Here is a 20,527-nt window from a genome sequence, read left to right on the forward strand (position 1 = left end):
AGCTCTGCTCCGCCCTGCCGCAGCGGCGATCTGAACAGGGCAGAGTTGGCTATCGAATCAAGCAAACTCATGACCGCTGGGGCCTTTGGCACAGAGGCGGATGGCTCCGCACCAGAGTGGGTTGACCCCGGCAGCTGGTTGCTGCTCTGCCGCAGCGTGCGCTTCGGTGACACCGACGCCGCCGGCGTGATGCACTTCCACCAGCTGCTGGGCTGGTGCCATGAGGCCTACGAGGAGAGCCTGGAGCGCTTCGGCATTGCGGCGGCGGAGGTGTTCCCGCGGCCGGGCCATAGCCCTGCCGTCGCCCTGCCGATCGTCCATTGCCAAGCCGACTTCCTGGCGCCCCTGGCCTGCGGCGATCCTCTGGCGATCAAACTGGAGCCCCGACGGATCGATCCGGGCTGCTTTGAGCTGACTTACACCTTCCACCGCGGCAATCCCAGCGATGACCAACCCGTGGCCCGCGGCCTCAGTCGCCACCTGGCGATCAACAGCGCCAGCAGGGTCCGTTGCCCCCTGCCCGACCCGATAGTCCGCTGGCTGGAGGCCTCTGCAGCCAGCGGCGCGCTCCTCAGCCGTTCTGAGACCTGCTGAACACCACAAATAGGGCGGCCAGTTGGAGGGGCAGCAGGCAGGCCAGCTGGGCCAGGGGATGGAAGCCGTCAGGGGGAATGGCCGCCAGGCTGGCAAAACTCAGCGCCGCTGCCAGGCCCAGGCCAAGCAGGGGCCCGCGGCGCAGGGCAGCGGCGGCAATGGGCGGCATCAGAACCACTCCCTCTGAGCATCGATGTACATCGCCTGGAATTCCTCCGGCGTTTTGGTGAGATAAATGATGCCTTCGATCAGGCCGATCACCCCCAGCGCAAAGCTGGCAACGCCGCAGGTCACCACTCCGCCGACCAATGACCCCACCAGCATGATCACCCCAGGCCTGGTGTAACCCAGCACAAATTTGTGCACGCCAAAGGCCCCCAGGAAAATGCCCGTTAGCCCGGCCGCCAGTTTGCGGTTGCTGAGTTCGGAATCGCTGAGTTTGGCCATTTTCCCCAACCCGGTGGTGTCAGCCCATTGGCCCAGCTTTTAGCGAGGCCAGCCACTGCTGCCAACAATGGCGCTGCCATTTGCCATCAGCCGTGGGGGCCAGCGGCCCGCAGACCACCCAGCGCTGGGGCCGCTCCGCGGGGGGCCAGGCCTGGCTGCAGGCCGCCAGATTCGCCAGCAGCGCCTCCGGATCAGCCCCGGAGTGGGGCCGCACCAGGGCGACTAGCCGCTGGCCCCACTCCGGATCGTTCACCGGCAACAGCAGCAGTGCCTGCAGGGGCAGGCCGGCCAGCGCCGCGGCCGCCAGCAGGCGTTCCTCCAGCTCCTCGGGGAAGACGGTTTCAGCGCCGCTGTGGATGGCCCCATCGAGGCGGCCCCGCACCAGCAGACCATCGGGCCCCAGCTCGCCGCCATCGCCGCTGCACCACCAGCCCGCCCCGTTGCGCGGCAGGGGCTGCAGCTGGCCGGACTCCAGCCAGCCAGGGCTGAGCCGGCTGGCCCGCACGGCGATGGCGCCGCTGGCAGCTTCGATCTGCAGCTCCACATCGACCAGGGGCTGGCCGCAGCCGCTGGCACCAGAGAGGAAGAGATCCGGCGCCAGGGCACACACCATGGCAGCGGTTTCGGTGGCGCCGTAGCAGGGGGCCAGCCGCAACCCCGCGCTGCGGGCTCGCCCGGCCAGGCTGGCGGGCAGGGGTGCGCCGCCCAGCCAGATCACCGCCATCTGCCGCAACCAGGCCAACCCCGACGGTGTCGCCATCAGCCGTTGCAGCTGGGTAGGCACCAGGGAGAGCAGCACGGGGCGATCGCTGGGCAGGGGCAGCGCCGCCGCCATCACCTCCGGCTGCCGCAGCAGGGCTGGCTCCACCTGCTGCAAACAGCAGCCCCACTGCCTGGAGCGCACCAGCGGCAGCAGCCCACTGACGTGGTGCAGCGGCAGGGGGTTGAGATGCAGGCAGGCCGCCGGCTCGATGCCCTGGGCTGCCAGCCAGGTGCCGGTGGCCGCCGCCGAGGCCTGCAGGTGCGAGAGGGGCTGCAGGCACCACCGGCGCCGGCCGCTGCTGCCGCCGCTGCCCACCAGCACGCCCGGCCCCCACCCCTGCAGCTGCTCGAGCACCCCCGCCGGACCAGCCGGGCCGAAGGCCGCCGCCAACTCAACCTGCTGGGCGGCGGCGGCCAAGGGCACGACCAGGCCGCAGTCCCAGGCTTGCAGCAGCTGCTGGGGCCTCATCGAACTCCTCCTCCCCCAGCTGCCTGCCACACCCTGGCCGGATCCGGGGCTGCCAGGTCCCCCTGGGGCCGCCAGCCACTAGCCAGGCCCGGTGCGGCCGGGGTGGGCCCCTGGGCCTGCAGGGCCGCCAGATGGTGCAGCCAGCGCCGGCCGATGCCGGTTTCAAAGGCGGTGCTGAGCATCAGCAGCGGGGCGCCCTGCTCCAGCGTCGCCAACAGCGGCCGCGGATCCCCCTCCTGGCTGGGCCGCCGCACCTGCCAGCCCGACCAGCTCTGCCGTAACCAGGGCTGCTGCTGCAGGGATTCATCCAGGGCCACCGGCACTCGGGTGGCCAGGGCCTCCAGGCCCGCCAGGTCGGCAGGGCCCAGGGGCTGCTCCAGCCATTCCAGCCGGGGCTCGCCGGCGAGCCGCTCGGCCCAGGCCCAGGCCGTGGCCGGCTGCCAGCCCCCATTGGCATCCAGGCGCAGGCGCCCGTCTGCGGGCAGGAGTTGGAGCAGCTGCTCCAGCACGGAGCGTTCCAGCCCATCGGGGTGCACCGCCACCTTCCACTTGAACACCGGCAGCTCGCCCCGGGGCAGCGCCAGCCGCTCCAGGGCCGCCGGACCGGCCGGCAGCAACCGGGCCGAGGGGGGGGGCGGCAGCCAGCGCTCCTGGGGCAGGCCATCGAGCTCGGCCAGAGCCGCTCCCAGGGCGAAGCCGAGGCTGGGCGGCAAGGTGCTGGCCGCCAGGGCCCCCTCCAGCTGGGGCCGGGAGCATTGGGGCCCCAGGCCTTCAATCGCCGCCGCCAGGGGCTCCAGCTGCCCATCCAGCGGGGCGGCCTCTCCCCAGCCCACCAGCCCCTCGGGGCTGTGCAGCCGCAACAGCCAGCCGCGCTTCCCGGCGATGCGGCCCCTGGCGGTGCTGAGGGCCTGGGGCAAGCTGAGCCCAAAAGGCCGCCACGTCAGCCCCAACCAGCCAACCCCTGCCGCCATCGCTCAGCCCCACCAGCGGCCCAGGGCCAGCCCCAGGGCCAGGCCGAGCCCACTGAGCGCCTGAAAACGCAGGGCCAGAAACTTACTGCCGCCGATGCGACTGCCATCGTGGTGGTGCTGGCTCAACAAGTCGATCAGCCGCCGGGCCGGCGGCAAACCGATCACCCCGAGCAGGGCCGTGGGCGGCCAGCGCAGGGCCGCGGGCCCAACCAGCACAGGCGCCCACTGCAGAGCCAGGCTGGCGGCCACAAACCAGGGCACCAGCCGCGCCGCCGTCGCCGTTCCCAGGCGCACCACCGGCGATCGCTTGCCGTTGGCGCCGTCCTCACCCACCTGGTGAAAGTGGGAGCAGAACAGCACCAAGGTGGTGGCCAGAGCCGGACCGCTGCCCAGTTCCAGCGCCTCTCGCCAGGGCAGCACCGCCCCGGCGCTTGGGGGCGCCAAAGCCACCAGGGCGGCGGCGGTGGCCAGGGGGCCAAAGGCCAGCCAGCAGAGGGGTTCCCCCAGGCCCCGATAACCCAGCCGAAACGGCGGGCCCTGGTAGATGTAACCCAGGCCGCAGCAGGCCAGCACCAGGCCCAGCACCGCCGGGCTACTGCGCCAGGCCACCAGGGCCATCAGGGCCAATCCCCCCAGCAGGCAACCATTGGCCAACCAGGCCACCCGGTCACGGCGGCCGGTGAGATTGACCAGCGAATGGGGTTTGCCGTGGGTGTCCACGCCGGTGTCGGCGTCGAAAACATCGTTGGCCAGGTTTTCCCAGGCCAGCAGCAGCATCGCCGCCAGCAGAAACAGCAGTAACTGGTCGAGACGCACCGGCTCCGCCCGGCCGAAGCGCCAGCCCGCAGCCAGCAGCACCGGCATCACCGCCACCGCATACATCGGCCACTTGATAGCGGCCTGCCACAGCTGCCGCCGATCCGGCGGGCTGGCGTAACGGCTTGCGACGACCTTGGGCTCAGTCATGGGGGCCGCAGGCGGCAGCCGCTGCAGGGCCCATACATTTGAGCAGCTCTCTGTCGCGCCCCGGCCCCTTCTGGTGCAGGCCTCCCATCCCTTCACCGATTCCCCAGGCGGTTCGTCTGGGAATTCGTTCACGGATCTGCTGACCGCCGCCAATGGGCAGGCCCGTCAGCTGGAGGAGGACGGCGTTCTCAGCCTGGCCCTGCCGCTGGCCGGCGGCGACCCCCTATTGCTGCTGCCTCACCTGGAGCCCAGCGGCGGCGATGGCTTCCGTTTCCTCTGGGATGGAGCTCCGGGGCTCTGCATTGCCGCCGCCGGCCGCACCAACAGCCTGGAGCTGAGTGGCCCGCGCCGCTTCGAGCTGGCCCAGCGCTTCGCCAGCGCCAGCCTCAGCCGTCTGGCCACAACCAACACCGGCCCACCCCTGGCCCGGCCCAGGGTGCTGCTGGCCTTCGCCTTCTTCGATGCGCCCCTGCGGAGCGAACCGGGGTCGGTGCCCGGGGTGCAGGCGGTGCTGCCGCTCTGGCAACTCAGCCGCCAGGGGCAGCACTGCTGGCTGCGGCTGCAACGGCCGATTGGCGGCGGGGTGACGCCACGGCAGCTGGCAGAGGAACTCTGGGAACAGGCCCGCCGGCTGGAGCAACTGGTGGAGCAGGCGGAGGAACCAGGCTGGAGCGAGCTGGGCGGGATCGGCCTGCGCTGGAGCGCCCCCTGGCAAGGCAGCTATCGCTTCGCCGTGGCCGAGGCCCTGAGCAAAGTTGAGGCGGGCGAATTGAAAAAGGTGGTGCTGGCGGTGCGCCAGGAGCTCCAGCTCGACACCGCCCCCGACCCCCTGGCCCTGCTCGCCCCCCTGCGACGGCACCAGGGCGGCAGCTGCCGCTTCCTGTGGCAACAGGGGCCCGGCTCGGCCCTGATCGGCGCCTCCCCGGAGCGGTTGCTCACCGTGTGCCAGGGCCAGCTGCGCAGTGATGCCCTGGCCGGCACCGCCCCGGCGGGGGATCAGGCGGCGGCCCTGCTGCACTCCAGCAAGGACCGCCACGAACACGAGCTGGTGGTGGACACCATCACTGCCGTACTGGCCCGAGCTGGCCTCACCCCCCGCCGGCCCCGCCACCCCCGCCTGGCGCGCCATGGCCAACTGGTTCACCTGCACACACCGATCACGGCAGCCCTGGCCCGGCACCAGCCCCTCACCATTGCCGCAGCCCTCCATCCCACCCCCGCCGTGGCCGGCCTGCCCAGGCGCGAGGCGATGGCCTGGCTACGCAGCCTCGAACCCTTTGAACGGGGCCACTACGCCGCCCCGATCGGCTGGATCGACAGCGCCGGTGACGCCGACCTGCGGGTGGCAATCCGCAGCGGCACGTTGCGGGGGGATCGCCTTGAGCTCACCGCCGGCGCGGGGCTGGTGCGCGGCTCGACGGTGGAGCGGGAGCTGGCGGAAGTGGCCCTCAAGCTCGGCGTTCTCCAGCAACAGCTGGATCTGCCCGCTCAGGCCAGCAGCCGCTCGATCGTCTGATCCGCCAGCGGGATCCCTCCCAACCGCTCCACCTCGCGCACGCCGGTGGGGCTGGTGACGTTGATCTCGCTGAGCCGGCCGTCGATCACATCGATGCCCACGAAAAACAGGCCTTCTGCCTGGAGCGCGGGCGCCAGCTCGGCGCAGATGGCCCGCTCGGCGGCACTGAGCTCAGTGGCCTCAGGGGCCCCGCCCAGGGCCAGATTGCTGCGGAACTCACCACCGGTGGGCTTGCGATTCACCGCCCCGAGCGGCTCCCCATCCACCAGCAGGATGCGCTTGTCGCCAGCGCTCACCCCGGGCAGGAAGGCCTGCACCATCACCGGCAGACTCTCCTGGCCTGTCACCAGCTCCAGCAGGGCCCGCAGACCCGGCGTGGCCGCGGCGGCAAACACCACCCCCTGGCCGGCCCGCCCCCCCAGGGGCTTAAGCACCACCTCCCGATGCTCGGCCGTGAAGGCCGCCAGGGCGTCCACCCGGCTGGCCACCAGGGTCGGCGCCATCAGGTGGCTCCAGCGCAGGGAACTGAGCTTTTCGTTCCAGGCCCTCAGGGCCGCGGGGCGATTCAGCACCCGCACCCCCTGGCGCTCCGCCAAATCCAGCAGGTGGGTCGCATAGAGGTAGGCCTCATCCACCGGTGGGTCCTTACGCATCCACACATGGGGGAAGGCCGTAAGCGGCAGCCGCTGGGAATCGCCCAAGCCATACCAACTGGCTGCACCATCGGGCTGGGGCACAAGTGGCTGGGCCAACGCCCAGGCGCCATGGCCCCCGGGCCCATCGGCAGCGGCAAAATCGGCCATGGTGCAGACCCACACCTGCTCACCGGCCCGCTGGGCCGCCTGGATCAGGGCCACGCTGGAATCATTGGCCGGGTTGAGCCGGGCAATCGGATCGATCACGAACAGCTGGGAGGCCACCGCTCAGCTCGCCAGCAGGGCGTCGAGCTGGCCGGAGCGCTCGAGGGCATGCAGATCGTCGCAGCCACCCACGTGCTGGCCGTTGATGAAGGTCTGGGGCACGCTGCGCCGCCCACCGCTCTTGGCGGCCATGGCCGAGCGGGCAGCCTCATCACCGTCGATCACATATTCGCTATAGGCGACGCCCTTGCGGTCGAGCAGGGCCTTGGCACGAATGCAGAAGGGGCAGAACCGCCAGGTGTAAATCTCAACGGTGGCGGCCATCAGGGCCCTTGCACAGATGAACTGATCCTAGAAGTGGTCGCAGGCGAAGCTCCTCTGCGACCATGGCCTGATGGACGATGTCTCCCGCAGCGGCGAAGCCCTGGTCATTACCAAGAACGGCCAGCCCGTTGCGGAGCTTCATCCGTGCCGCGGTACTCGCCGCGCCAGTCCTTTTGGGCTGCACCTCGCCACCCGCCTCGACGGCGACGTCGTGGCGCCCCTGGACGAACCCTGGGATGTCCTGCAGTGATTCTGCTGGATAGCCACGTCCTGCTTTGGCTGGACCGAGATGACGCCCAACTCGGCCACCAAGCCATTCTCAACTGGCCAGGCTCCCTGGAGCGATTGGACGGGAGCCACTGATACGGTCAGATCATCAGAAGGCCATCGCCGTGACCGCCGCCAGCACCCCCGCCGCAGTGCCGCTCGACCTCACCGACTTCAAGCGCGACCTCTCCGAGCTCACCGACCGCCTGGGCCATGCCCAGGACTGTCTTTGACGTACCGGCCCTGAAAGCCCGGCAACAAGACCTGGAGCAGCTGGCCTCCCAGAGCGACTTCTGGGACGACCAAAAAGCAGCCCAGGCCAAGATGCGCCAGCTCGATGAAGTGAGGGCCCAGCTCGAGCAGCTGGCCGCTTGGCGGGCGACGGTGGTCGATGGTGAAGCCACCCTCGAGCTCTACGGCCTCGAGCCCGATGGGGAGCTGCTGGCCGAATCGAACCAGGCCCTGCAGAAGCTACGGGCCGATCTGGACCGCTGGGAGCTGGAGCGCCTGCTCTCTGGCCCCTACGACAAGGAGGGCGCCGTGATCAGCATCAACGCCGGCGCCGGCGGCACCGACGCCCAGGACTGGGCCCTGATGCTGATGCGCATGTACACCCGCTGGGCCGAAGACCACGGCATGAAGGTCAGTGTGGACGAGCTCAGCGAAGGGGAAGAGGCGGGCATCAAGAGCTGCACTATCGAGATCGAGGGCCGCTACGCCTACGGCTACCTGCGCAACGAAAAGGGCACCCACCGGCTGGTGCGGATCAGCCCTTTTAATGCAAACGACAAGCGCCAGACGAGCTTTGCCGGTGTGGAGGTGATGCCCAAGATCGAGGAGGAGGTGAAGCTCAACATCCCCGACAAAGACCTGGAAATCACCACCAGCCGCTCCGGCGGCGCCGGCGGCCAGAACGTCAACAAGGTGGAGACGGCCGTGCGCATCCTGCACATCCCAACAGGCCTGGCCGTGCGCTGCACCCAGGAGCGCTCCCAACTTCAAAACAAAGAAAAGGCCATGGCCCTGCTGATGGCCAAGCTGCTGGTGATCGCCCAGGAACAGCGGGCTTCCGAGATTGCAGACATCCGCGGCGATATCGTGGAAGCTGCCTGGGGCAACCAGATCCGCAATTACGTGTTTCATCCATACCAGATGGTGAAGGATCTGCGCACCCAGCAGGAAACCACCGACGTGCAGGGCGTGATGGACGGCGACCTGGACCCCTTCATCCAGAGCCTGCTGCACGCGGGTGTCGAAGTCGGAGCGGGCGGCGATGGCTGACGAAAATCCCAGTTTCATCAAGCTCGCCATGCGCAACATGGTGCGCAAGGGCCGCCAGAGCTTGTTCCACTTCGGCCTCACGGCCCTGGGACTCTCCGGGTTTCTGGTGCTGATCGCCTGGTTGGGCCGCCCCCAGCTGCCGGGGGGCTGAGCTGTGCTGGATCTGGACCTGGCCTACTTCGCCGATCCGGATCTGGAGATGGGGCTGCTGGCTGATACCGCGACCTGGGCCAGCCACGCCGAAGGCTGGGCCGGACACATTGAGAGCTGGCTGGTCCAGCTGGCCGCCGAACTGCCGCCCGAGCTCTGCGCCCCCGCCTACAGCCTGGGCCTGAGCCTGGTGGGCGATGGGGAGATCGCAGCCCTGAACAACGATTGGTGCCAGCAGCAAGGGCCCACCGATGTGCTGGCCTTTGCCGCCCAGGAAGCGGACCTCGACGACCTGCCTCCCCTGGCCATACCTGGCCCCCTGGAGCTGGGCGACATCGTGATCTCGGTTGAAACCGCCGCCCGCCAGGCCGCCCAGCACGGCCACAACCTGGAAGAGGAGTTGCTGTTTCTGGCCAGCCATGGCCTGCTACACCTCCTGGGCTGGGACCACCCCGATGAGGCCAAATTGGCGGCCATGCTGGCGCGCCAGGAGGAGCTCGTTAAGGTGCGGCCGGAACCATGACCAACCTGCTCCCCCTACCGCGCCAAGACTCCATGGCCGAGCGTCGTGACCGGCGCCTTCGCGCCAGCGCCTGGAAAGTAGCTGGAGACCTGCCGGCCAGCTTTCGCTATGCGGCCCAGGGCCTGGCCTATGGATTTACCAGCCAACGCAACTTCCGCATCCACGTGATCACCGGAGCTGGGGTGTTTGGTCTGGGGCTGTGGCTGCAGCTACCCACTTCCCAGCTGGCTGTGCTGGTGCTCACTGTGGCGGCGGTGCTGGTGCTGGAGCTACTCAATACGGCCACCGAAGCGGTTGTGGATCTGGCCATCGGCCGCAGGTTTCACCCCCTGGCCCGGATCGCCAAGGACTGCGCAGCCGCGGCCGTGCTGGTGGCCTCCATCTCGTCATTGATGATCGCCATGTTGCTGCTGGTGCCGCCCCTGGTGGCCCGGCTGGGGTTCTGAAGGAACTTCCCTAAGGAACCTCCCTGATGCTCCTCGTTCTGGACAACTACGACAGCTTCACCTTCAACCTGGTGCAATATCTGGGCGAACTGGCACCAGACCATCCCATCGCCGCCGATCTGCTGGTAGAGCGCAACGACGCCCTCAGCCTGGAGCAGATCCGCGAGCTGGCCCCCGCCGCCATCTTGATTTCACCGGGCCCCGGCGACCCAAATCAATCGGGAGTTTGCCTGGAAGTGCTGAGGCAGCTGAGCCCCACGGTGCCGACCCTGGGGGTGTGCCTGGGGCACCAGTCGATCGCCCAGGTGTACGGCGGCAGGGTGGTGCGAGCCAGGGAGCTGATGCACGGCAAAACCTCGCCAGTTCACCACAGCGGCCAGGGGGTGTTTGAGGGCCTGGCCAACCCCCTCACCGCAACCCGCTATCACAGCCTGATTGCCGAACGCGAAAGCCTGCCCGACTGCCTGGAGATCACCGCCTGGCTGGATGACGGCACGATCATGGGCCTGCGCCACCGAGCTTTTCCGCAACTCCAGGGGGTGCAGTTTCACCCCGAAAGCGTGCTCACCCAGCAGGGCCACCAGCTGCTGGCCAACTTCCTGCGCCAGGCCAGCCAGCCAGCTCGCCCAGATCAGCTGGGTTAGCGTCACGGCGACTGCCGCTCCGCCATGCGTCTGCTGCCCACCATCGGCGCCCTCAGCCTGAGCTCCCTGGGCCTGGGCACTGCCCTATTGGGCACTCCCTTGCTGGCTGGCACGGGGGTGACCATCACCAGCTACGGCCACAGCGCCCTGCTGATCAGTGGTGGCGGTGCGAGCGTGCTGGTCAACCCCTTCAAGGCCGTGGCCTGTGCGGCTGGGCTGGCCGAACCCAGGGTGAGTGCCACCGTGGTGCTGGCCAGCAGCCGCCTGCTGGATGAGGGCGCAAATGTGGCCAAGGGCAAGATGCTGGTGGATCCTGGCTCCTACAAGGTGGGAGGCCTGAAGATCGAGGGCATCGCCGGCCCCCACGACCGTGTCGGGGGCAGGCGCTTTGGCCAGGCCACCCTATGGCGCTGGCGCCAGGGGGGCCTTGACTTTGCCCACCTGGGCGGCACGGCGGCCCGGCTCAGCCCCTCCGACAAGGTGATGCTGGGCAGGCCCGACGTATTGATCATCGGCGTGGGGGGCGGCGCCAAGGTCTACACCGGGGCCGAGGCGGCCGAGGTGGTGCGTGAGCTGAAGCCCCGCCGGGTGATCCCGGTGCAATACGTCAGTGGCAAAACCACCCCTAAAGACTGCGACCAGGGCTCCCTGCAGCGCTTCCTCGATGCCATGGCCGGCACCCCGGTGAAGCGTCCGGGCCGCACCCTCAGCCTGCCCGCCAAGCTGGGCGAAGGCATGGTGATCGAAGTGATGCGCTAGATCGCGGCATAGGCAGCCCAGAACTTCCCCATCTGCTCGAGGGTTCCAATACTCACCCGCAGCGAACCTCCAATTAGCGGCTTGTCCGCCATCGAGCGCACCAGGATGCCCTCCCGCCGCAGCCGCTGCTCCACCTGCTCAGGGGGCAGCTCGGGCCAGATCAGCAGGTAGTTGCCGCCGTCGGCGTGGTGCCGCACGCCGGCCCCCCGCAGCTGCTTCACCAGCCAGTCGCGGGCCCGGCGCACTTCGGCCACATAGCCATCCACATAGGGCTGGTCTGCCAAAGCCGCCAGGGCAGCTGTCACCGCAAAACTGTTGATGTCATAGGGGCCGACGACCCGGCTGATGCGGTCGATCACCGCTGCCGCACCGATGGCAAAGCCGATGCGCAAACCCGCCAGACCGGCAGTTTTGGCCAGGGAGCGCAGCACCACCAGGTTGGGGGTGGCCGCAAAGTCGGCCACCGGCAGCACGCTGTCGCCGGTGAAGGCCTCATAGAGCTCATCCACCACCACCAGGGTGGCCGGGGCCGCCGCCGCCAGCTCCAGGATCGGCTCGGGCGCCAGCCGGGTGCCCGTGGGGTTGTTGGGGTTGCAGATCAGCAGCAGGCGAGGCCCCTGCCCCAGGGCGGCGCGGATCTCCTCGAGTGGGAAGGCGAAATCCGGCAGCCGGTAGGGAATCGCCTCGATCGCCATGCCCTGCATCTGGGCGCAGGGGCTGTAGTAGCCGAAGGTGGGGCTGGTGGTGAGCAGGGTGTCGCCCCGGGCCCCGAAGGCGTGGAAGATGGCGTGGATCGCCGCATCCACCCCGTTGAACAGGCCGATCTGGCTGGGCGCCAAGGGCAGGGCCAGGTTCGCCAGCACCGCCTCCCGCAGGCCGTCGTATTCGGGATAGATGGCGTACTGATCCGCCGGTATCGCCTGGATCGCCTCCACCACGTGGGGGCTGGGGCCCACGGTGTTCTCATTGAAATCGAGTCGCAGCAAGCCCCGCCTCCCCTCCAGCGGCGCGCTATAGGCCTTGAGGCTTTCCACCTCCGGGCGGGCGGGGGGGGCGTCAAGGTCTGCCGAATGGGTCACGGCGCGGCAGGTCGACAGCTTTGCGCAGCGTAGGCATACCGCTGAGCGTGGCCAGCAGCAGCAACGCCGCGCTGGCCAGCAGCACCAGGGTGGTCAGCACCTGGACCTGGGGGGAGATCTCCCGCTGGAAAGCACCGGCCAGATAGAGGGGCAGGGTGACCGTCTCACCGGCCATGAAGCTGCTGATCACGAAGTCGTCGAAGGACAGGGAAAAGGAGAGCAACCCGGCCGCCAGCAGCCCCGGCGCCAGCAGGGGCAGGGTGACGCGGCCAAAGGCCTCAAGCGGCGGCGCGCCGAGATCCTGGGCCGCCTGCTCCAGGCTCGGATCGAAGCCCGCCAGGCGGGCCTTGAGGGTGAGGGCCGCGTAGCTGAGGCAGAACAGGCTGTGGGAGAGCAGCAGGGTGAGCGGGCCCCGGGGCAGATCGATCCCCACAAACAGATTCAGCAGGGCCGTGGCCAGCACGATCTCCGGATTGGTGAGCGGCAGGGCCACCAGCAGCCCGATCACCCGCCTGCCGCGCAGCCGCGCCCGGGCAAGGGAGAGGGCCATCAGCCCCCCGAGCAGCACCGCCAGCAGGGCAGCCGCCAGGGCCAGGGCCAAACTGGTGAGGAAGGCCTCGGTGAGGGCCGGATCGCCCAGGGGGTGGCGCCAGTTGGCCAGGGTGAAGCCCTGCCACAGCAGGTTGAAGCGGCCGCGCGGGGCGTTGAAGCTGAACAGCACCGTGACGGCCACCGGCGCGTAGAGCAGGGCGAAGGTCAGGGCACTGGAGGCGGCCAGCAGCACGTTGCCGATGCGGTTCATGGCAGCGGCAGCCCGTCGAGACCACGGCCCCGCAGCTGAAAGAGCACCGCCAGGGTTACCAGGGCCATCAACACCAGGGTGAGCGCCGCCGCCCGCGGCGCCTGCAGCTGCACCAAAAGCAGGTTGTCGATCGTGTTGGCGACCATCCGCTCATTCGGGCCACCGAGGAACAGGGGGTTGACCACATCGCCGGCGGCGGGGATCAGGCCCAGCAGGATGCCGGCGGCCAGGCCAGGCCGGGAAAGGGGCCACACCACCTGGGTGAAGCGCCGCCAGGCTCCGGCGTGGAGATCGGCCGCGGCCTCCAGCAGGCAGGGCTGGATCCGCTCCATCGCCAGCACCAGCGGCAACACCAGAAACGGGAGCTGGTTGGTAAGCAGCCCCAGGATCACCGCGGTGGGGGTGTTCAACAGCCGACCGTCCCGCAGCAGCCCCAGGCCGTTCAACGCCGCGGTGAGATCCAGGCTCTGCAGCAGCGCCAGCACGGTCCCATTGTCGCCCAGCAGGCTGGTCCAGGCGATCGCCCGCACCAGGTAGGAGGTGAGCGAAGGCAACACCACCAGGCCGATCAGCAGGGGCTGCCAGCGGCCGCCGCGGAAGCGGATGGCGAAGGCGAGCGGATAGGCCAGCAGCAGGCCGATGGCGGTGGCGGTGGCGGCGTAGCCAAACGAGCGCCAGAGGATCGGGCCGTAGGCCTGCAGCACCTCCAGATAGGTGGTCAGGCGGCCACGAAACACCGTCTCGAGCCCGAAGCGGCTGAGCGGCTCCGACAGGGACAACGGCACCAGGCCCAGCAGGGGCAGCAGGTAGAGCCCGGTGAGCCAAAGCAAGCCGGGAGCCAGCATCAGCCAGGGCCAATAGCGCCTGCTCTTGGCTGGGATGTCAGCCCTCGGTGATGCTGGCAAAGCGCTCCTCCCAGCGGGCCTCCTCGCTCTCGCTGAGCGGACCAAAAGAATGGAGCCGCTGCTGCATCGCCGCATCAGGGAACATCAGGGCGTTGGTGGCCAGGGGTGCGGTGGCGGGATCCTTGGCCAGCTGCTGGCGCACCCCCTCCACCGGCGAGATGTACTGCACGGCGGCGGCGATGCGGGCCGCCTCGACGGGCTCGTACACCCAGTTCATCCAGGCGGCAGCCTCACGGCGGTGCTGGGCACCCTTCGGCATCAGCATCAGGTCAGACCAGAGCACGCCGCCGCTTTCAGGTACCAAAAAGCGCAGGTCGGGTTGCTCCAGCACCAGCTGGGCCACATCCCCCGACCAGCCGATGCAGGCCGCCAGGTTGCCGGTCAACAGATCGTTTTGGTAGTCGTTGCCGGTGAAGCGGCGGAGCTGGCCGTCCTTGCGGGCCTGCTCCAGCCGGTTGAAGCTGGGCTGGGCCGCCATCCAGGTGGGCTTGCTGATGTCCTGGCCGTCGGCCAGCATCAGCAGACCCATTGTGTCGCGCATCTCCAGCAGGGCCGAGACCCGCCCCTTGAGAGCTGGAGCGAACAGATCGTCGATGCCGCGCAGCTCCCGGCCGGTGGCCTTGATGTTGTAGGCAATGCCGGCGATACCCGACTGCCAGGGCAGGCTGTAGTGCTGTTGCGGATCCCAGGGGGGATTGCGTAGGTAGGGGATCAGGTTGCGGGCATTGGGCACCTCGGCCAGGGGCAGGGGCTCCAGCCAGCCCAGGCCGATCAACCGCTGCGCCATCCAGGAGGGCAGCACCATCAGATCCTGAACCAGGGGCCGACCTGCCGCCAGCTGGGGGCGGATCCGGGCAAAGAACTGGCGGGTGTCGTTGAGGTCTTCCAGATAGCGCAACTGGATACCGGTGTCCCGGCGGAAGCGGCTCACGCTGCCCGGGGTCCCCGGGGCATCGGGATCGATATACAGGGGGAAGGTGGAGATCACCAACTCCCCACTCCCACCGCCACTCCCACTGCCATTCCCACTCCCCTTGCAGGCCTGCAGCAGGGTGGGTGCCAGCACCGCACCGGCGGCAGTGGCGGCCAGACGCTGCAGAAAGAGCCGACGGCCGCTGCGGCTGGGATAGGAAGCTGACGAATCAGGCATCAGGTCATGGCAAGGATCAGGGCGCTCAGCTATCCAGCGGATGGGTATCAGAGTGGTGCCATCGGCACCAGAGCTCGCTTCCAACGCGCAAATTCTCTGGCAGGTTGACGCTGGTCTCGATGGCGATCAGGGCCAGATCATCTCTGCCAGCCAAACCATCTCTGCCGACCAGGCGCACCTCCACCGTGGCCCCTTGGAAGGCCAGCTCCCGCACCTGGGCCCGCAGCCCGTACTCCCCATGCTGGGGTGGCGTTTCACTCAGCCGCAGCCGCTCGGGCCGCAGCAGCCGCAGGCCCCCAGCCGAACCATCCGGCAGCAGGTTGGCGGCCCCCAGGAAGGTGGCCACCACGGCGCTGCAGGGGCAGTCATAGAGCTGGCGCGGCGTGCCCACCTGCTCCAGCCTTCCCTGGTGCAGCACCGCCAGCCGGTCGCTGAGGCTGAGGGCCTCTTCCCGGTCGTGGGTGACGAGCAGGAAGGTGATGCCCAGCTCCCGCTGGATGCGCTGCAGCTCCGAGCGCATCACGCGGCGCAGGTCGGGGTCTAGGGCGGCGAGCGGTTCATCGAGTAGCAGGGCCGCAGGGGCGTTCACGAGCGCCCGCGCCAGCGCCACCCGCTGTTGCTGGCCACCGGAAAGCTCGTGGGGACGCCGGCGTGCCAGCTCCGAAAGCCGCACCACTTCGAGGATCTCCCCCACACGGCGACGGATCTGCGGCGCCGCCAGCCGCTGGGAGCGGGGGCCAAAGGCCACGTTGTCCCACACATCGAGGTGGGGGAAGAGGGCATAGTTCTGAAACACCATGTTCACGGGCCGGCGGTGCGGCGGGGCCCCGGTGAGATCCATTCCCTGCAGGCGGATCCGCCCCCCATCGGGGTGCTCAAAGCCGGCGATCAGGCGCAGGGTGGTGGACTTACCGCTGCCGGAGGGGCCCAGCAGGGAAAAGAATTCCCCCGGGGCGATCGAGAGGCAGAGCTGCTCCACTGCGAACTGGCCGGCGAATTGGCCGCCCAATTGGCCGCTGAACTGGCCGCCAAAACGACGACTGACCTTCTCGAGCTCAATGACGGCCCTATCCCCCGGCCGCTGGAGCGGAGCTTGGCGATCGGGCTGGAGCGTGCCAGGGTTCAAGGGCAAAAATGGCGCGCACCGGCGCACCTGTTTAGCAATCCCTTGCCAGTGGCACTGTTCATCTGGGCTTCTGGGCACCTATTCAATGGGAACTGGCACGGTCGATGTGGTGGTGGCGGGCGCCGGCCTCTCCGGGCTGGTCTGCGCCCGCGACCTGCATCGACTGGGCCTGCAGGTGCGGTTGCTGGAAGCACGGCAACGCTGCGGCGGGAGGATGTGGGGCCGCCCCAGCGCCATGGGCCTGCCGCTGGATCTGGGCGGCCAGTGGGTGGGCGCCACGCACCAGCGCCTGCTGGAGCTGCTGGGGGAGTTTGGCCTGCAGCGCTACCCCACCTACTACGCAGGCGAAGGGATTTTCCACTGGAACGGCACGGCCCATCGGGCTGGTGTTGAACACGACTTTGACTCCAGCCTGCTGTTCTTCCGGCCGGAACAACTGGGCCTGCCGGCTGGCGAGGTGGCTGAGGCCCAGGCCCTGCAACGGCGCTTTCAGCAGCTGGTGGCCCAGGTGCCCCCAGGGCAGCCCTGGGGCGGCCCCGCTGCCGCCGAGCTCGACCAGCTCAGCATCGCTGGCTGGCTAGAGCGCCAGGGGGCCGGCCAACTGGCCCGCTACCCGCTGGCCTGGCTGGCGCGAATGGGGGGATCGGGAGGTTTTGAACCCCACGAGAGTTCAATTCTGCACCTGGCCTGGAGCCAGGCCGTTGCCCCCCAGCAGGAAACGCCGGAGGCCTGGCTGGTCCATGGGGGGGCGGCCCAGGTGGCCGAGAGGCTAGCGGCCGAGCTGGGGCCGCTGATCCAGCTGGGGGCGCCGGTAGGGGCGATCGAGCAAAACGGTGGGGGCGTGCGGGTGACCTTTGGCGAGGGGGGTCAGATCACGGCGGCCGCGGCGGTGGTTGCGATCCCGCCCCCGCTGCGATTGGGAATCCGCTTCAGCCCAGCGCTCCCGCCGGAATGGCAGGGGCTACTGCAGCGCTCACCGATGGGCTCGATGGTGAAGGTGCTGGCCCTCTATCCGCGGCCCTTCTGGCGCGAGCGGGGCCTCAATGGCCTGGGTATCGGCAACCTGCCCGCCCTGGAGCTCAGCGTCGACAGCTCACCCCCAGACGGCCCGGGGCAGCTGAGCTGCTTCATCGCCGGCGACCGGGCCGTAGCCTGGCAGCGCCTACCGGAAGCAGAACGGCGGCGGGTCGTGCTGCAGGATCTGGCCCTGCTTTGGGGCCCGGAGGCTGCCGAACCCAGCGAGCTGGTGCTGCATAACTGGAATGGGGAGAGCTGGAGCGGCGGCGCCTTCACCAGCTTCATGAGCCCCGGCGCCTGGAGCCGCTACGGACCGGTGTGGCAACAACCCCACGGCCGGGTGGTGTGGGCCGGCACCGAAGCTGCCAGCCGCTGGCCTGGCTATTTCGAGGGGGCAATCGAGGCGGGGCTCGCCGCCAGTGAGCAGGTGAAGGAGCTGGCTGGCCAAGGCAAACGTACAAGCCAAACCTGGGCCAACAACCGGGATTTCGAGAGCAGCTGATGCCCGGGTGTTGCGCAGGCGTGTTGCGCCGCTCAATTTGATCAGGGATACACGAATGAAGAGCTCCGCCCAGGCAAATAACTAAACAAACCCGCCAAAACAAAATCAACTATATTTAACCATTGATGTAAAAAGGCAGAGCCATATGGACCAGCCGGGATTGAATGAAATAAACATTGCAACCTTAGCCACCGCGACGCCTTCAGAGTCTTGCGACTATCGACTTACAACTTTCTCTCATCCAATACTTGAGCAAACGAGAGCCACTTACAGGAGTAAACTTCTCGTCAACAATCCTGCCCTGGATTCGGACCTTAGAAGCCGTATGATTAAACGTACGAACCATACATAGAGACCTATCCAATGCATATTTGAGGAATAGCTCTGAGTGCAGCGGTCTTCCAGTTTCCCGAAGATAGTGCTCTACAAAGCTCGCCCTGAGCCCATAAGCAGCTATTGCCCTGCCACTACAGATACTAAAGCGATCATTAAATCCACCTAATGACCACTGCCAACTTGGCAGCCATGCGACAGACTTATCACCCAGAAAGACGGACTTTGAGATGGGCCCCAGCAATGTCGAATGATACACCAAGTCTGGCCGCACAAATATAACGATATCTGGCAAGAGCTCCAAAACTTGCCTTGTGACATTTGCAAGTGAATGCAGCTGCTTTAAAAGGTTTAGCGTGCTGATATTTTGATCCCCCCAAGCGTCACCCATTGACAAGACCCCCCCCAACATTAAAGGAATCCTGAAAGGCCGCAGGATCCTCCATGACTCCAATATATGAATGAAATGGTTCATAATCACTGCTAGACAGAAATCCGTCCTCGCCAGAAGTAGGGCTATATACCCTACCCTGATCATAAAAATGATATCTAATAAATAGGGCTTGCTGAATTTCGTTTTCGGGATTTTCGGGCGCGCAAATGGCCGCGATCTCAGCCTGCAGCGCCAAGCGCTGGTGACCTCAATTTTACTCCTAGAAGCTGACTAAGCAGCCCACAGAAGCGCTGGACGGCGCCAGGAGCCGAGCAAATAGAGCATCAGGATGTACACAGAGACAAGAATAGAGAATAAGAGGCGCAGTAGCCTGAGAACCTTCTCGGCATTCATCACAAAGAATGCCATAGTGATCACCGTTCTTGATGTTTCAATCAGCTTGGTCATGATCCGATCCAGTCCATATTTCCGTTTGCTCGTTCCGATTCTTCCCTCGATCACGGAACGCTTTCTCAAGTCTGATTTAAAAAGCTCTTGTTGCTCTGCTGTCTGCACCTCGGCCTCTACCTGCTTCTTGCGTGGACGGCCACTGAGTCTGATATTATTTTCTGCGCAGAACTTCTTGTTGCCTAATGTCATATAGATTGAATCGGCACAGATTCGTGCTGGATAGTACCCTCGCTCTTCGTTGTATTGCTTGGTACGTGCGATCAGGTCGTTGGCTTCATTGTAGTTGTCCCAGCTGATTCGATCCACATCGACAAAGCCATTATCATCTGATATTAAGATCTTCGCACCGAACTCTGTTCGCCTTCCCGCCTTGCCCCTCACGATCGGCCGCACGTGTGGTTTTGACAAATTGACAATCCGATCGTCGATGCGCCGGCTATCAGCGTCATACATCTCCTGCTGCTTCCGGTACAGTTCACTGGTGATCAGCAGCTTGCGGTAGAGCTGGGTTCCAAGCTCCAAAAGCATGACACCGCAGTGGATCATCTGATCAATTGCTCTGAGGTTTCTCCGAATCTCGTTGAGCTTAAAGCGCTTGACCTCACGGATCTCGGCGCATTTGGGCTTTTTCTTCTTGATGATCGCCAGAAACCGATTCCGAGCTTTATCCCGGTTGCAGCGGGGTTTACGATTGATCTTTCCCTGCAACTGCTTGAACAGTGCGTCGATGATCTTCTCAGTGGCCTCTCTCGCTTCGTTGAGCAACCTCAGATCTACTGGGTAGGGAATGTCATCAGGCACGCAGGTTGCATCAAGAATCAGAGTACCCCAGTTACTTTCAGGATCCAACGTTGCAGGCTTCACCCCTAGCGCTTCGTCGATGGCAGCAAGCTGTTGCTCCTCTTCTTGTTCGCTAGCCTCCTGCTCCGCCGAAACCAGCATCTCTTTAATCATCGCAATGCCATTGGCCTTGGTCATGTCATTGCAGATCTTGATCAGATCAGGGCCAATGCGCTTACGAAAATGCACCATCATCGATGGATCAAACGGGGGCATTGCCTGGTATGCACTCAAGCCAATGAAAAATTGTAGATACGGTGATTCCGTGATCAGCTGAACTGTTTCGCGGTCTGTCACTCCCAAGCGTTGCTGGATGTACAGCGCACCGAACGCTATCTGTAACCGCTTGGCCGGTGCTCCTGTCTTGGCACTGAATTGGGGTGCATACTGGCTTTCCAGCGGCATCCATGGAATCAGGTTACGAAGCAGAAGCCAGCGATTATTAGGATCTAGTTTGCCGCCGAAGGGCATGTAAAACTCCTCGATCGATAGCTGACCTGCGTGCTGAAAAACGTACATTGGCGTGTCAGCAGATTGTTCTAAGCCAGGAATGGCTACATTTGGCTCATTTTAACGTGAGACCATCCCTGGAATCAACTGCAGCGCAATGGATATTGGTTCCTCAGCAAGCCCTAAATACATCCCCAATAGCCCTCGCTGGATCTATAATCATTTTCTGAATTGTTGGCATTGAAATACTGCCTGATCTTGGTATGCCAAAAAAGACAACGCCAATTCTCAGCCTCTTAAGGCAACCCGACATCATTAATATTTACCTCTTATAGGATACAATTACAAGTCATGTACAGATAAATAAATAACTACGGCCGCCCGCAATTGAGCCATTTTGTTTGCAAAAATATCACTATACCAGAGGATTCCCCAAGCAAGCATCAATTGCCAAATCGGAATTAATCTAAATACTTGGCAAGGATATTGGGGAGCAAGGC

Annotated in this window: 23 protein-coding genes; 10 read left to right on the forward strand and 13 right to left on the reverse strand. The window is 66.0% G+C overall.

The genetic code is table 11. The features are described 5' to 3' along the window. The first annotated feature begins 69 nt into the window (after nucleotides 1–69). The gene (locus H8F27_RS05660; RefSeq protein ID WP_197153393.1) at nucleotides 70–594 is read left to right on the forward strand and encodes a thioesterase family protein; all 525 of its coding nucleotides are present in this window, start codon (nucleotides 70–72) and stop codon (nucleotides 592–594) included. On the opposite strand, the gene H8F27_RS05665 is transcribed toward H8F27_RS05660, so the two are convergent. The 5 genes from H8F27_RS05665 to menA are packed head-to-tail and all read right to left on the reverse strand — an operon-like array spanning nucleotide 572 to nucleotide 4,209. Next, nucleotides 572–763: a hypothetical protein gene (locus H8F27_RS05665; RefSeq protein ID WP_197151989.1), complete on the reverse strand. Its 192-nt coding sequence runs from the start codon at nucleotides 761–763 to the stop codon at nucleotides 572–574. The two genes, H8F27_RS05660 and H8F27_RS05665, sit on opposite strands and share 23 nt — an antisense overlap. After that, complete coding sequence (locus tag H8F27_RS05670; RefSeq protein WP_197151990.1) at nucleotides 763–1,041, reverse strand: TM2 domain-containing protein; 279 nt, start codon at nucleotides 1,039–1,041, stop codon at nucleotides 763–765. Before H8F27_RS05670 ends, H8F27_RS05665 begins: the two co-directional genes overlap by 1 nt. Before the next feature lie 19 nt (nucleotides 1,042–1,060). Further along, nucleotides 1,061–2,272 (reverse strand): AMP-binding protein, encoded by a 1,212-nt coding sequence (locus H8F27_RS05675; protein ID WP_197151991.1) that lies wholly within the window; start codon nucleotides 2,270–2,272, stop codon nucleotides 1,061–1,063. Next, complete coding sequence (locus H8F27_RS05680) at nucleotides 2,269–3,243, reverse strand: o-succinylbenzoate synthase (protein WP_197151993.1); 975 nt, start codon at nucleotides 3,241–3,243, stop codon at nucleotides 2,269–2,271. The genes H8F27_RS05675 and H8F27_RS05680 overlap by 4 nt, the downstream gene beginning before the upstream one ends. A 3-nt stretch (nucleotides 3,244–3,246) precedes the next feature. Next, on the reverse strand, nucleotides 3,247–4,209 hold the full coding sequence (gene menA, locus H8F27_RS05685; RefSeq protein WP_197151995.1) for a 2-carboxy-1,4-naphthoquinone phytyltransferase: 963 nt from the start codon (nucleotides 4,207–4,209) through the stop codon (nucleotides 3,247–3,249). Here menA and H8F27_RS05690 point away from each other — a divergent pair. After that, the gene (locus H8F27_RS05690) at nucleotides 4,208–5,725 is read left to right on the forward strand and encodes an isochorismate synthase MenF (protein ID WP_197151997.1); all 1,518 of its coding nucleotides are present in this window, start codon (nucleotides 4,208–4,210) and stop codon (nucleotides 5,723–5,725) included. The genes menA and H8F27_RS05690 overlap by 2 nt on opposite strands. On the opposite strand, the gene gshB is transcribed toward H8F27_RS05690, so the two are convergent. Together gshB and grxC are read right to left on the reverse strand one after the other, a co-directional pair. After that, nucleotides 5,698–6,645: a glutathione synthase gene (gshB, locus tag H8F27_RS05695; protein ID WP_197151999.1), complete on the reverse strand. Its 948-nt coding sequence runs from the start codon at nucleotides 6,643–6,645 to the stop codon at nucleotides 5,698–5,700. The genes H8F27_RS05690 and gshB overlap by 28 nt on opposite strands. 3 nt (nucleotides 6,646–6,648) lie before the next feature. Beyond that, entirely contained in the window at nucleotides 6,649–6,909 is a 261-nt protein-coding gene (gene grxC, locus H8F27_RS05700; RefSeq protein ID WP_197152006.1) for a glutaredoxin 3, read from the reverse strand. Between the two features lie 70 nt (nucleotides 6,910–6,979). Here grxC and H8F27_RS05705 point away from each other — a divergent pair, with 70 nt between their 5' ends. The 7 genes from H8F27_RS05705 to H8F27_RS05735 all read left to right on the forward strand — a co-directional run bounded on the left by H8F27_RS05705 (nucleotide 6,980) and on the right by H8F27_RS05735 (nucleotide 10,979). After that, nucleotides 6,980–7,159, forward strand: coding sequence for a type II toxin-antitoxin system Phd/YefM family antitoxin (locus H8F27_RS05705; RefSeq protein WP_197152008.1), 180 nt, complete (start codon nucleotides 6,980–6,982; stop codon nucleotides 7,157–7,159). A 169-nt stretch (nucleotides 7,160–7,328) separates the two neighbouring features. Next, nucleotides 7,329–8,457 (forward strand): peptide chain release factor 2 gene (gene prfB, locus H8F27_RS05710; protein WP_197153394.1). Its coding sequence is split into 2 segments (ribosomal slippage): nucleotides 7,329–7,406 and nucleotides 7,408–8,457, totalling 1,128 coding nucleotides; the frame shifts between segments, so codons are not numbered across the junction. Continuing rightward, a complete protein-coding gene (locus tag H8F27_RS05715; RefSeq protein WP_197152010.1) occupies nucleotides 8,450–8,608 on the forward strand; it encodes a DUF3285 domain-containing protein in 159 nt (52 codons plus the stop codon). Before prfB ends, H8F27_RS05715 begins: the two co-directional genes overlap by 8 nt. A 6-nt stretch (nucleotides 8,609–8,614) precedes the next feature. After that, complete coding sequence (ybeY, locus tag H8F27_RS05720; RefSeq protein ID WP_370594496.1) at nucleotides 8,615–9,130, forward strand: rRNA maturation RNase YbeY; 516 nt, start codon at nucleotides 8,615–8,617, stop codon at nucleotides 9,128–9,130. Between the two features lie 32 nt (nucleotides 9,131–9,162). Continuing rightward, nucleotides 9,163–9,576: a diacylglycerol kinase family protein gene (locus H8F27_RS05725; protein WP_231596645.1), complete on the forward strand. Its 414-nt coding sequence runs from the start codon at nucleotides 9,163–9,165 to the stop codon at nucleotides 9,574–9,576. A 26-nt stretch (nucleotides 9,577–9,602) separates the two neighbouring features. Further along, nucleotides 9,603–10,220 carry an aminodeoxychorismate/anthranilate synthase component II gene (locus H8F27_RS05730; RefSeq protein ID WP_197152013.1) on the forward strand — a complete coding sequence of 206 codons (618 nt, stop codon included), beginning with the start codon at nucleotides 9,603–9,605 and terminating at the stop codon, nucleotides 10,218–10,220. Between the two features lie 24 nt (nucleotides 10,221–10,244). Then, a complete protein-coding gene (locus H8F27_RS05735; protein ID WP_197152015.1) occupies nucleotides 10,245–10,979 on the forward strand; it encodes an MBL fold metallo-hydrolase in 735 nt (244 codons plus the stop codon). Here H8F27_RS05735 and H8F27_RS05740 read toward each other — a convergent pair. From H8F27_RS05740 to H8F27_RS05760, 5 genes are read right to left on the reverse strand one after another with little or no spacing between them, the layout of a single operon-like run. Next, nucleotides 10,976–12,058, reverse strand: coding sequence for a histidinol-phosphate transaminase (locus H8F27_RS05740; protein WP_197152017.1), 1,083 nt, complete (start codon nucleotides 12,056–12,058; stop codon nucleotides 10,976–10,978). The two genes, H8F27_RS05735 and H8F27_RS05740, sit on opposite strands and share 4 nt — an antisense overlap. Further along, complete coding sequence (locus tag H8F27_RS05745; protein WP_197152019.1) at nucleotides 12,036–12,860, reverse strand: ABC transporter permease; 825 nt, start codon at nucleotides 12,858–12,860, stop codon at nucleotides 12,036–12,038. The genes H8F27_RS05740 and H8F27_RS05745 overlap by 23 nt, the downstream gene beginning before the upstream one ends. Next, nucleotides 12,857–13,705 (reverse strand): ABC transporter permease, encoded by an 849-nt coding sequence (locus H8F27_RS05750; protein ID WP_197152021.1) that lies wholly within the window; start codon nucleotides 13,703–13,705, stop codon nucleotides 12,857–12,859. Before H8F27_RS05750 ends, H8F27_RS05745 begins: the two co-directional genes overlap by 4 nt. Before the next feature lie 37 nt (nucleotides 13,706–13,742). After that, a complete protein-coding gene (locus tag H8F27_RS05755) occupies nucleotides 13,743–14,915 on the reverse strand; it encodes a spermidine/putrescine ABC transporter substrate-binding protein (RefSeq protein ID WP_197152022.1) in 1,173 nt (390 codons plus the stop codon). Between the two features lie 25 nt (nucleotides 14,916–14,940). After that, nucleotides 14,941–16,047, reverse strand: a complete 1,107-nt coding sequence (locus H8F27_RS05760) for an ABC transporter ATP-binding protein (protein ID WP_197152025.1) — start codon at nucleotides 16,045–16,047, stop codon at nucleotides 14,941–14,943. A gap of 79 nt (nucleotides 16,048–16,126) precedes the next feature. Between H8F27_RS05760 and H8F27_RS05765 the strand changes: the two genes are divergently transcribed. Then, on the forward strand, nucleotides 16,127–17,560 hold the full coding sequence (locus H8F27_RS05765; protein WP_197152031.1) for an FAD-dependent oxidoreductase: 1,434 nt from the start codon (nucleotides 16,127–16,129) through the stop codon (nucleotides 17,558–17,560). Between the two features lie 997 nt (nucleotides 17,561–18,557). On the opposite strand, the gene H8F27_RS05770 is transcribed toward H8F27_RS05765, so the two are convergent. Next, nucleotides 18,558–20,096 (reverse strand): IS5 family transposase, encoded by a 1,539-nt coding sequence (locus tag H8F27_RS05770; protein WP_197152033.1) that lies wholly within the window; start codon nucleotides 20,094–20,096, stop codon nucleotides 18,558–18,560. Nucleotides 20,097–20,527 lie beyond the last annotated feature (431 nt).

It is taken from the genome of Synechococcus sp. CBW1108, assembly GCF_015840335.1.
GTDB lineage: Bacteria > Cyanobacteriota > Cyanobacteriia > PCC-6307 > Cyanobiaceae > Cyanobium_A.

Bases quoted from the DNA above. Each gene is read 5' to 3' on its own strand.
- H8F27_RS05660 (WP_197153393.1), top strand. From the start codon at position 70: ATGACCGCTGGGGCCTTTGGCACAGAGGCGGATGGCTCCGCACCAGAG.
- H8F27_RS05665 (WP_197151989.1), bottom strand. From the start codon at position 763: ATGCCGCCCATTGCCGCCGCTGCCCTGCGCCGCGGGCCCCTGCTTGGC.
- H8F27_RS05670 (WP_197151990.1), bottom strand. From the start codon at position 1,041: ATGGCCAAACTCAGCGATTCCGAACTCAGCAACCGCAAACTGGCGGCC.
- H8F27_RS05675 (WP_197151991.1), bottom strand. From the start codon at position 2,272: ATGAGGCCCCAGCAGCTGCTGCAAGCCTGGGACTGCGGCCTGGTCGTG.
- H8F27_RS05680 (WP_197151993.1), bottom strand. From the start codon at position 3,243: ATGGCGGCAGGGGTTGGCTGGTTGGGGCTGACGTGGCGGCCTTTTGGG.
- H8F27_RS05690 (WP_197151997.1), top strand. From the start codon at position 4,208: ATGGGGGCCGCAGGCGGCAGCCGCTGCAGGGCCCATACATTTGAGCAG.
- menA (WP_197151995.1), bottom strand. From the start codon at position 4,209: ATGACTGAGCCCAAGGTCGTCGCAAGCCGTTACGCCAGCCCGCCGGAT.
- grxC (WP_197152006.1), bottom strand. From the start codon at position 6,909: ATGGCCGCCACCGTTGAGATTTACACCTGGCGGTTCTGCCCCTTCTGC.
- H8F27_RS05705 (WP_197152008.1), top strand. From the start codon at position 6,980: ATGGACGATGTCTCCCGCAGCGGCGAAGCCCTGGTCATTACCAAGAAC.
- H8F27_RS05715 (WP_197152010.1), top strand. From the start codon at position 8,450: ATGGCTGACGAAAATCCCAGTTTCATCAAGCTCGCCATGCGCAACATG.
- H8F27_RS05725 (WP_231596645.1), top strand. From the start codon at position 9,163: ATGGCCGAGCGTCGTGACCGGCGCCTTCGCGCCAGCGCCTGGAAAGTA.
- H8F27_RS05730 (WP_197152013.1), top strand. From the start codon at position 9,603: ATGCTCCTCGTTCTGGACAACTACGACAGCTTCACCTTCAACCTGGTG.
- H8F27_RS05735 (WP_197152015.1), top strand. From the start codon at position 10,245: ATGCGTCTGCTGCCCACCATCGGCGCCCTCAGCCTGAGCTCCCTGGGC.
- H8F27_RS05745 (WP_197152019.1), bottom strand. From the start codon at position 12,860: ATGAACCGCATCGGCAACGTGCTGCTGGCCGCCTCCAGTGCCCTGACC.
- H8F27_RS05750 (WP_197152021.1), bottom strand. From the start codon at position 13,705: ATGCTGGCTCCCGGCTTGCTTTGGCTCACCGGGCTCTACCTGCTGCCC.
- H8F27_RS05755 (WP_197152022.1), bottom strand. From the start codon at position 14,915: ATGCCTGATTCGTCAGCTTCCTATCCCAGCCGCAGCGGCCGTCGGCTC.
- H8F27_RS05765 (WP_197152031.1), top strand. From the start codon at position 16,127: ATGGGAACTGGCACGGTCGATGTGGTGGTGGCGGGCGCCGGCCTCTCC.
- H8F27_RS05770 (WP_197152033.1), bottom strand. From the start codon at position 20,096: ATGTACGTTTTTCAGCACGCAGGTCAGCTATCGATCGAGGAGTTTTAC.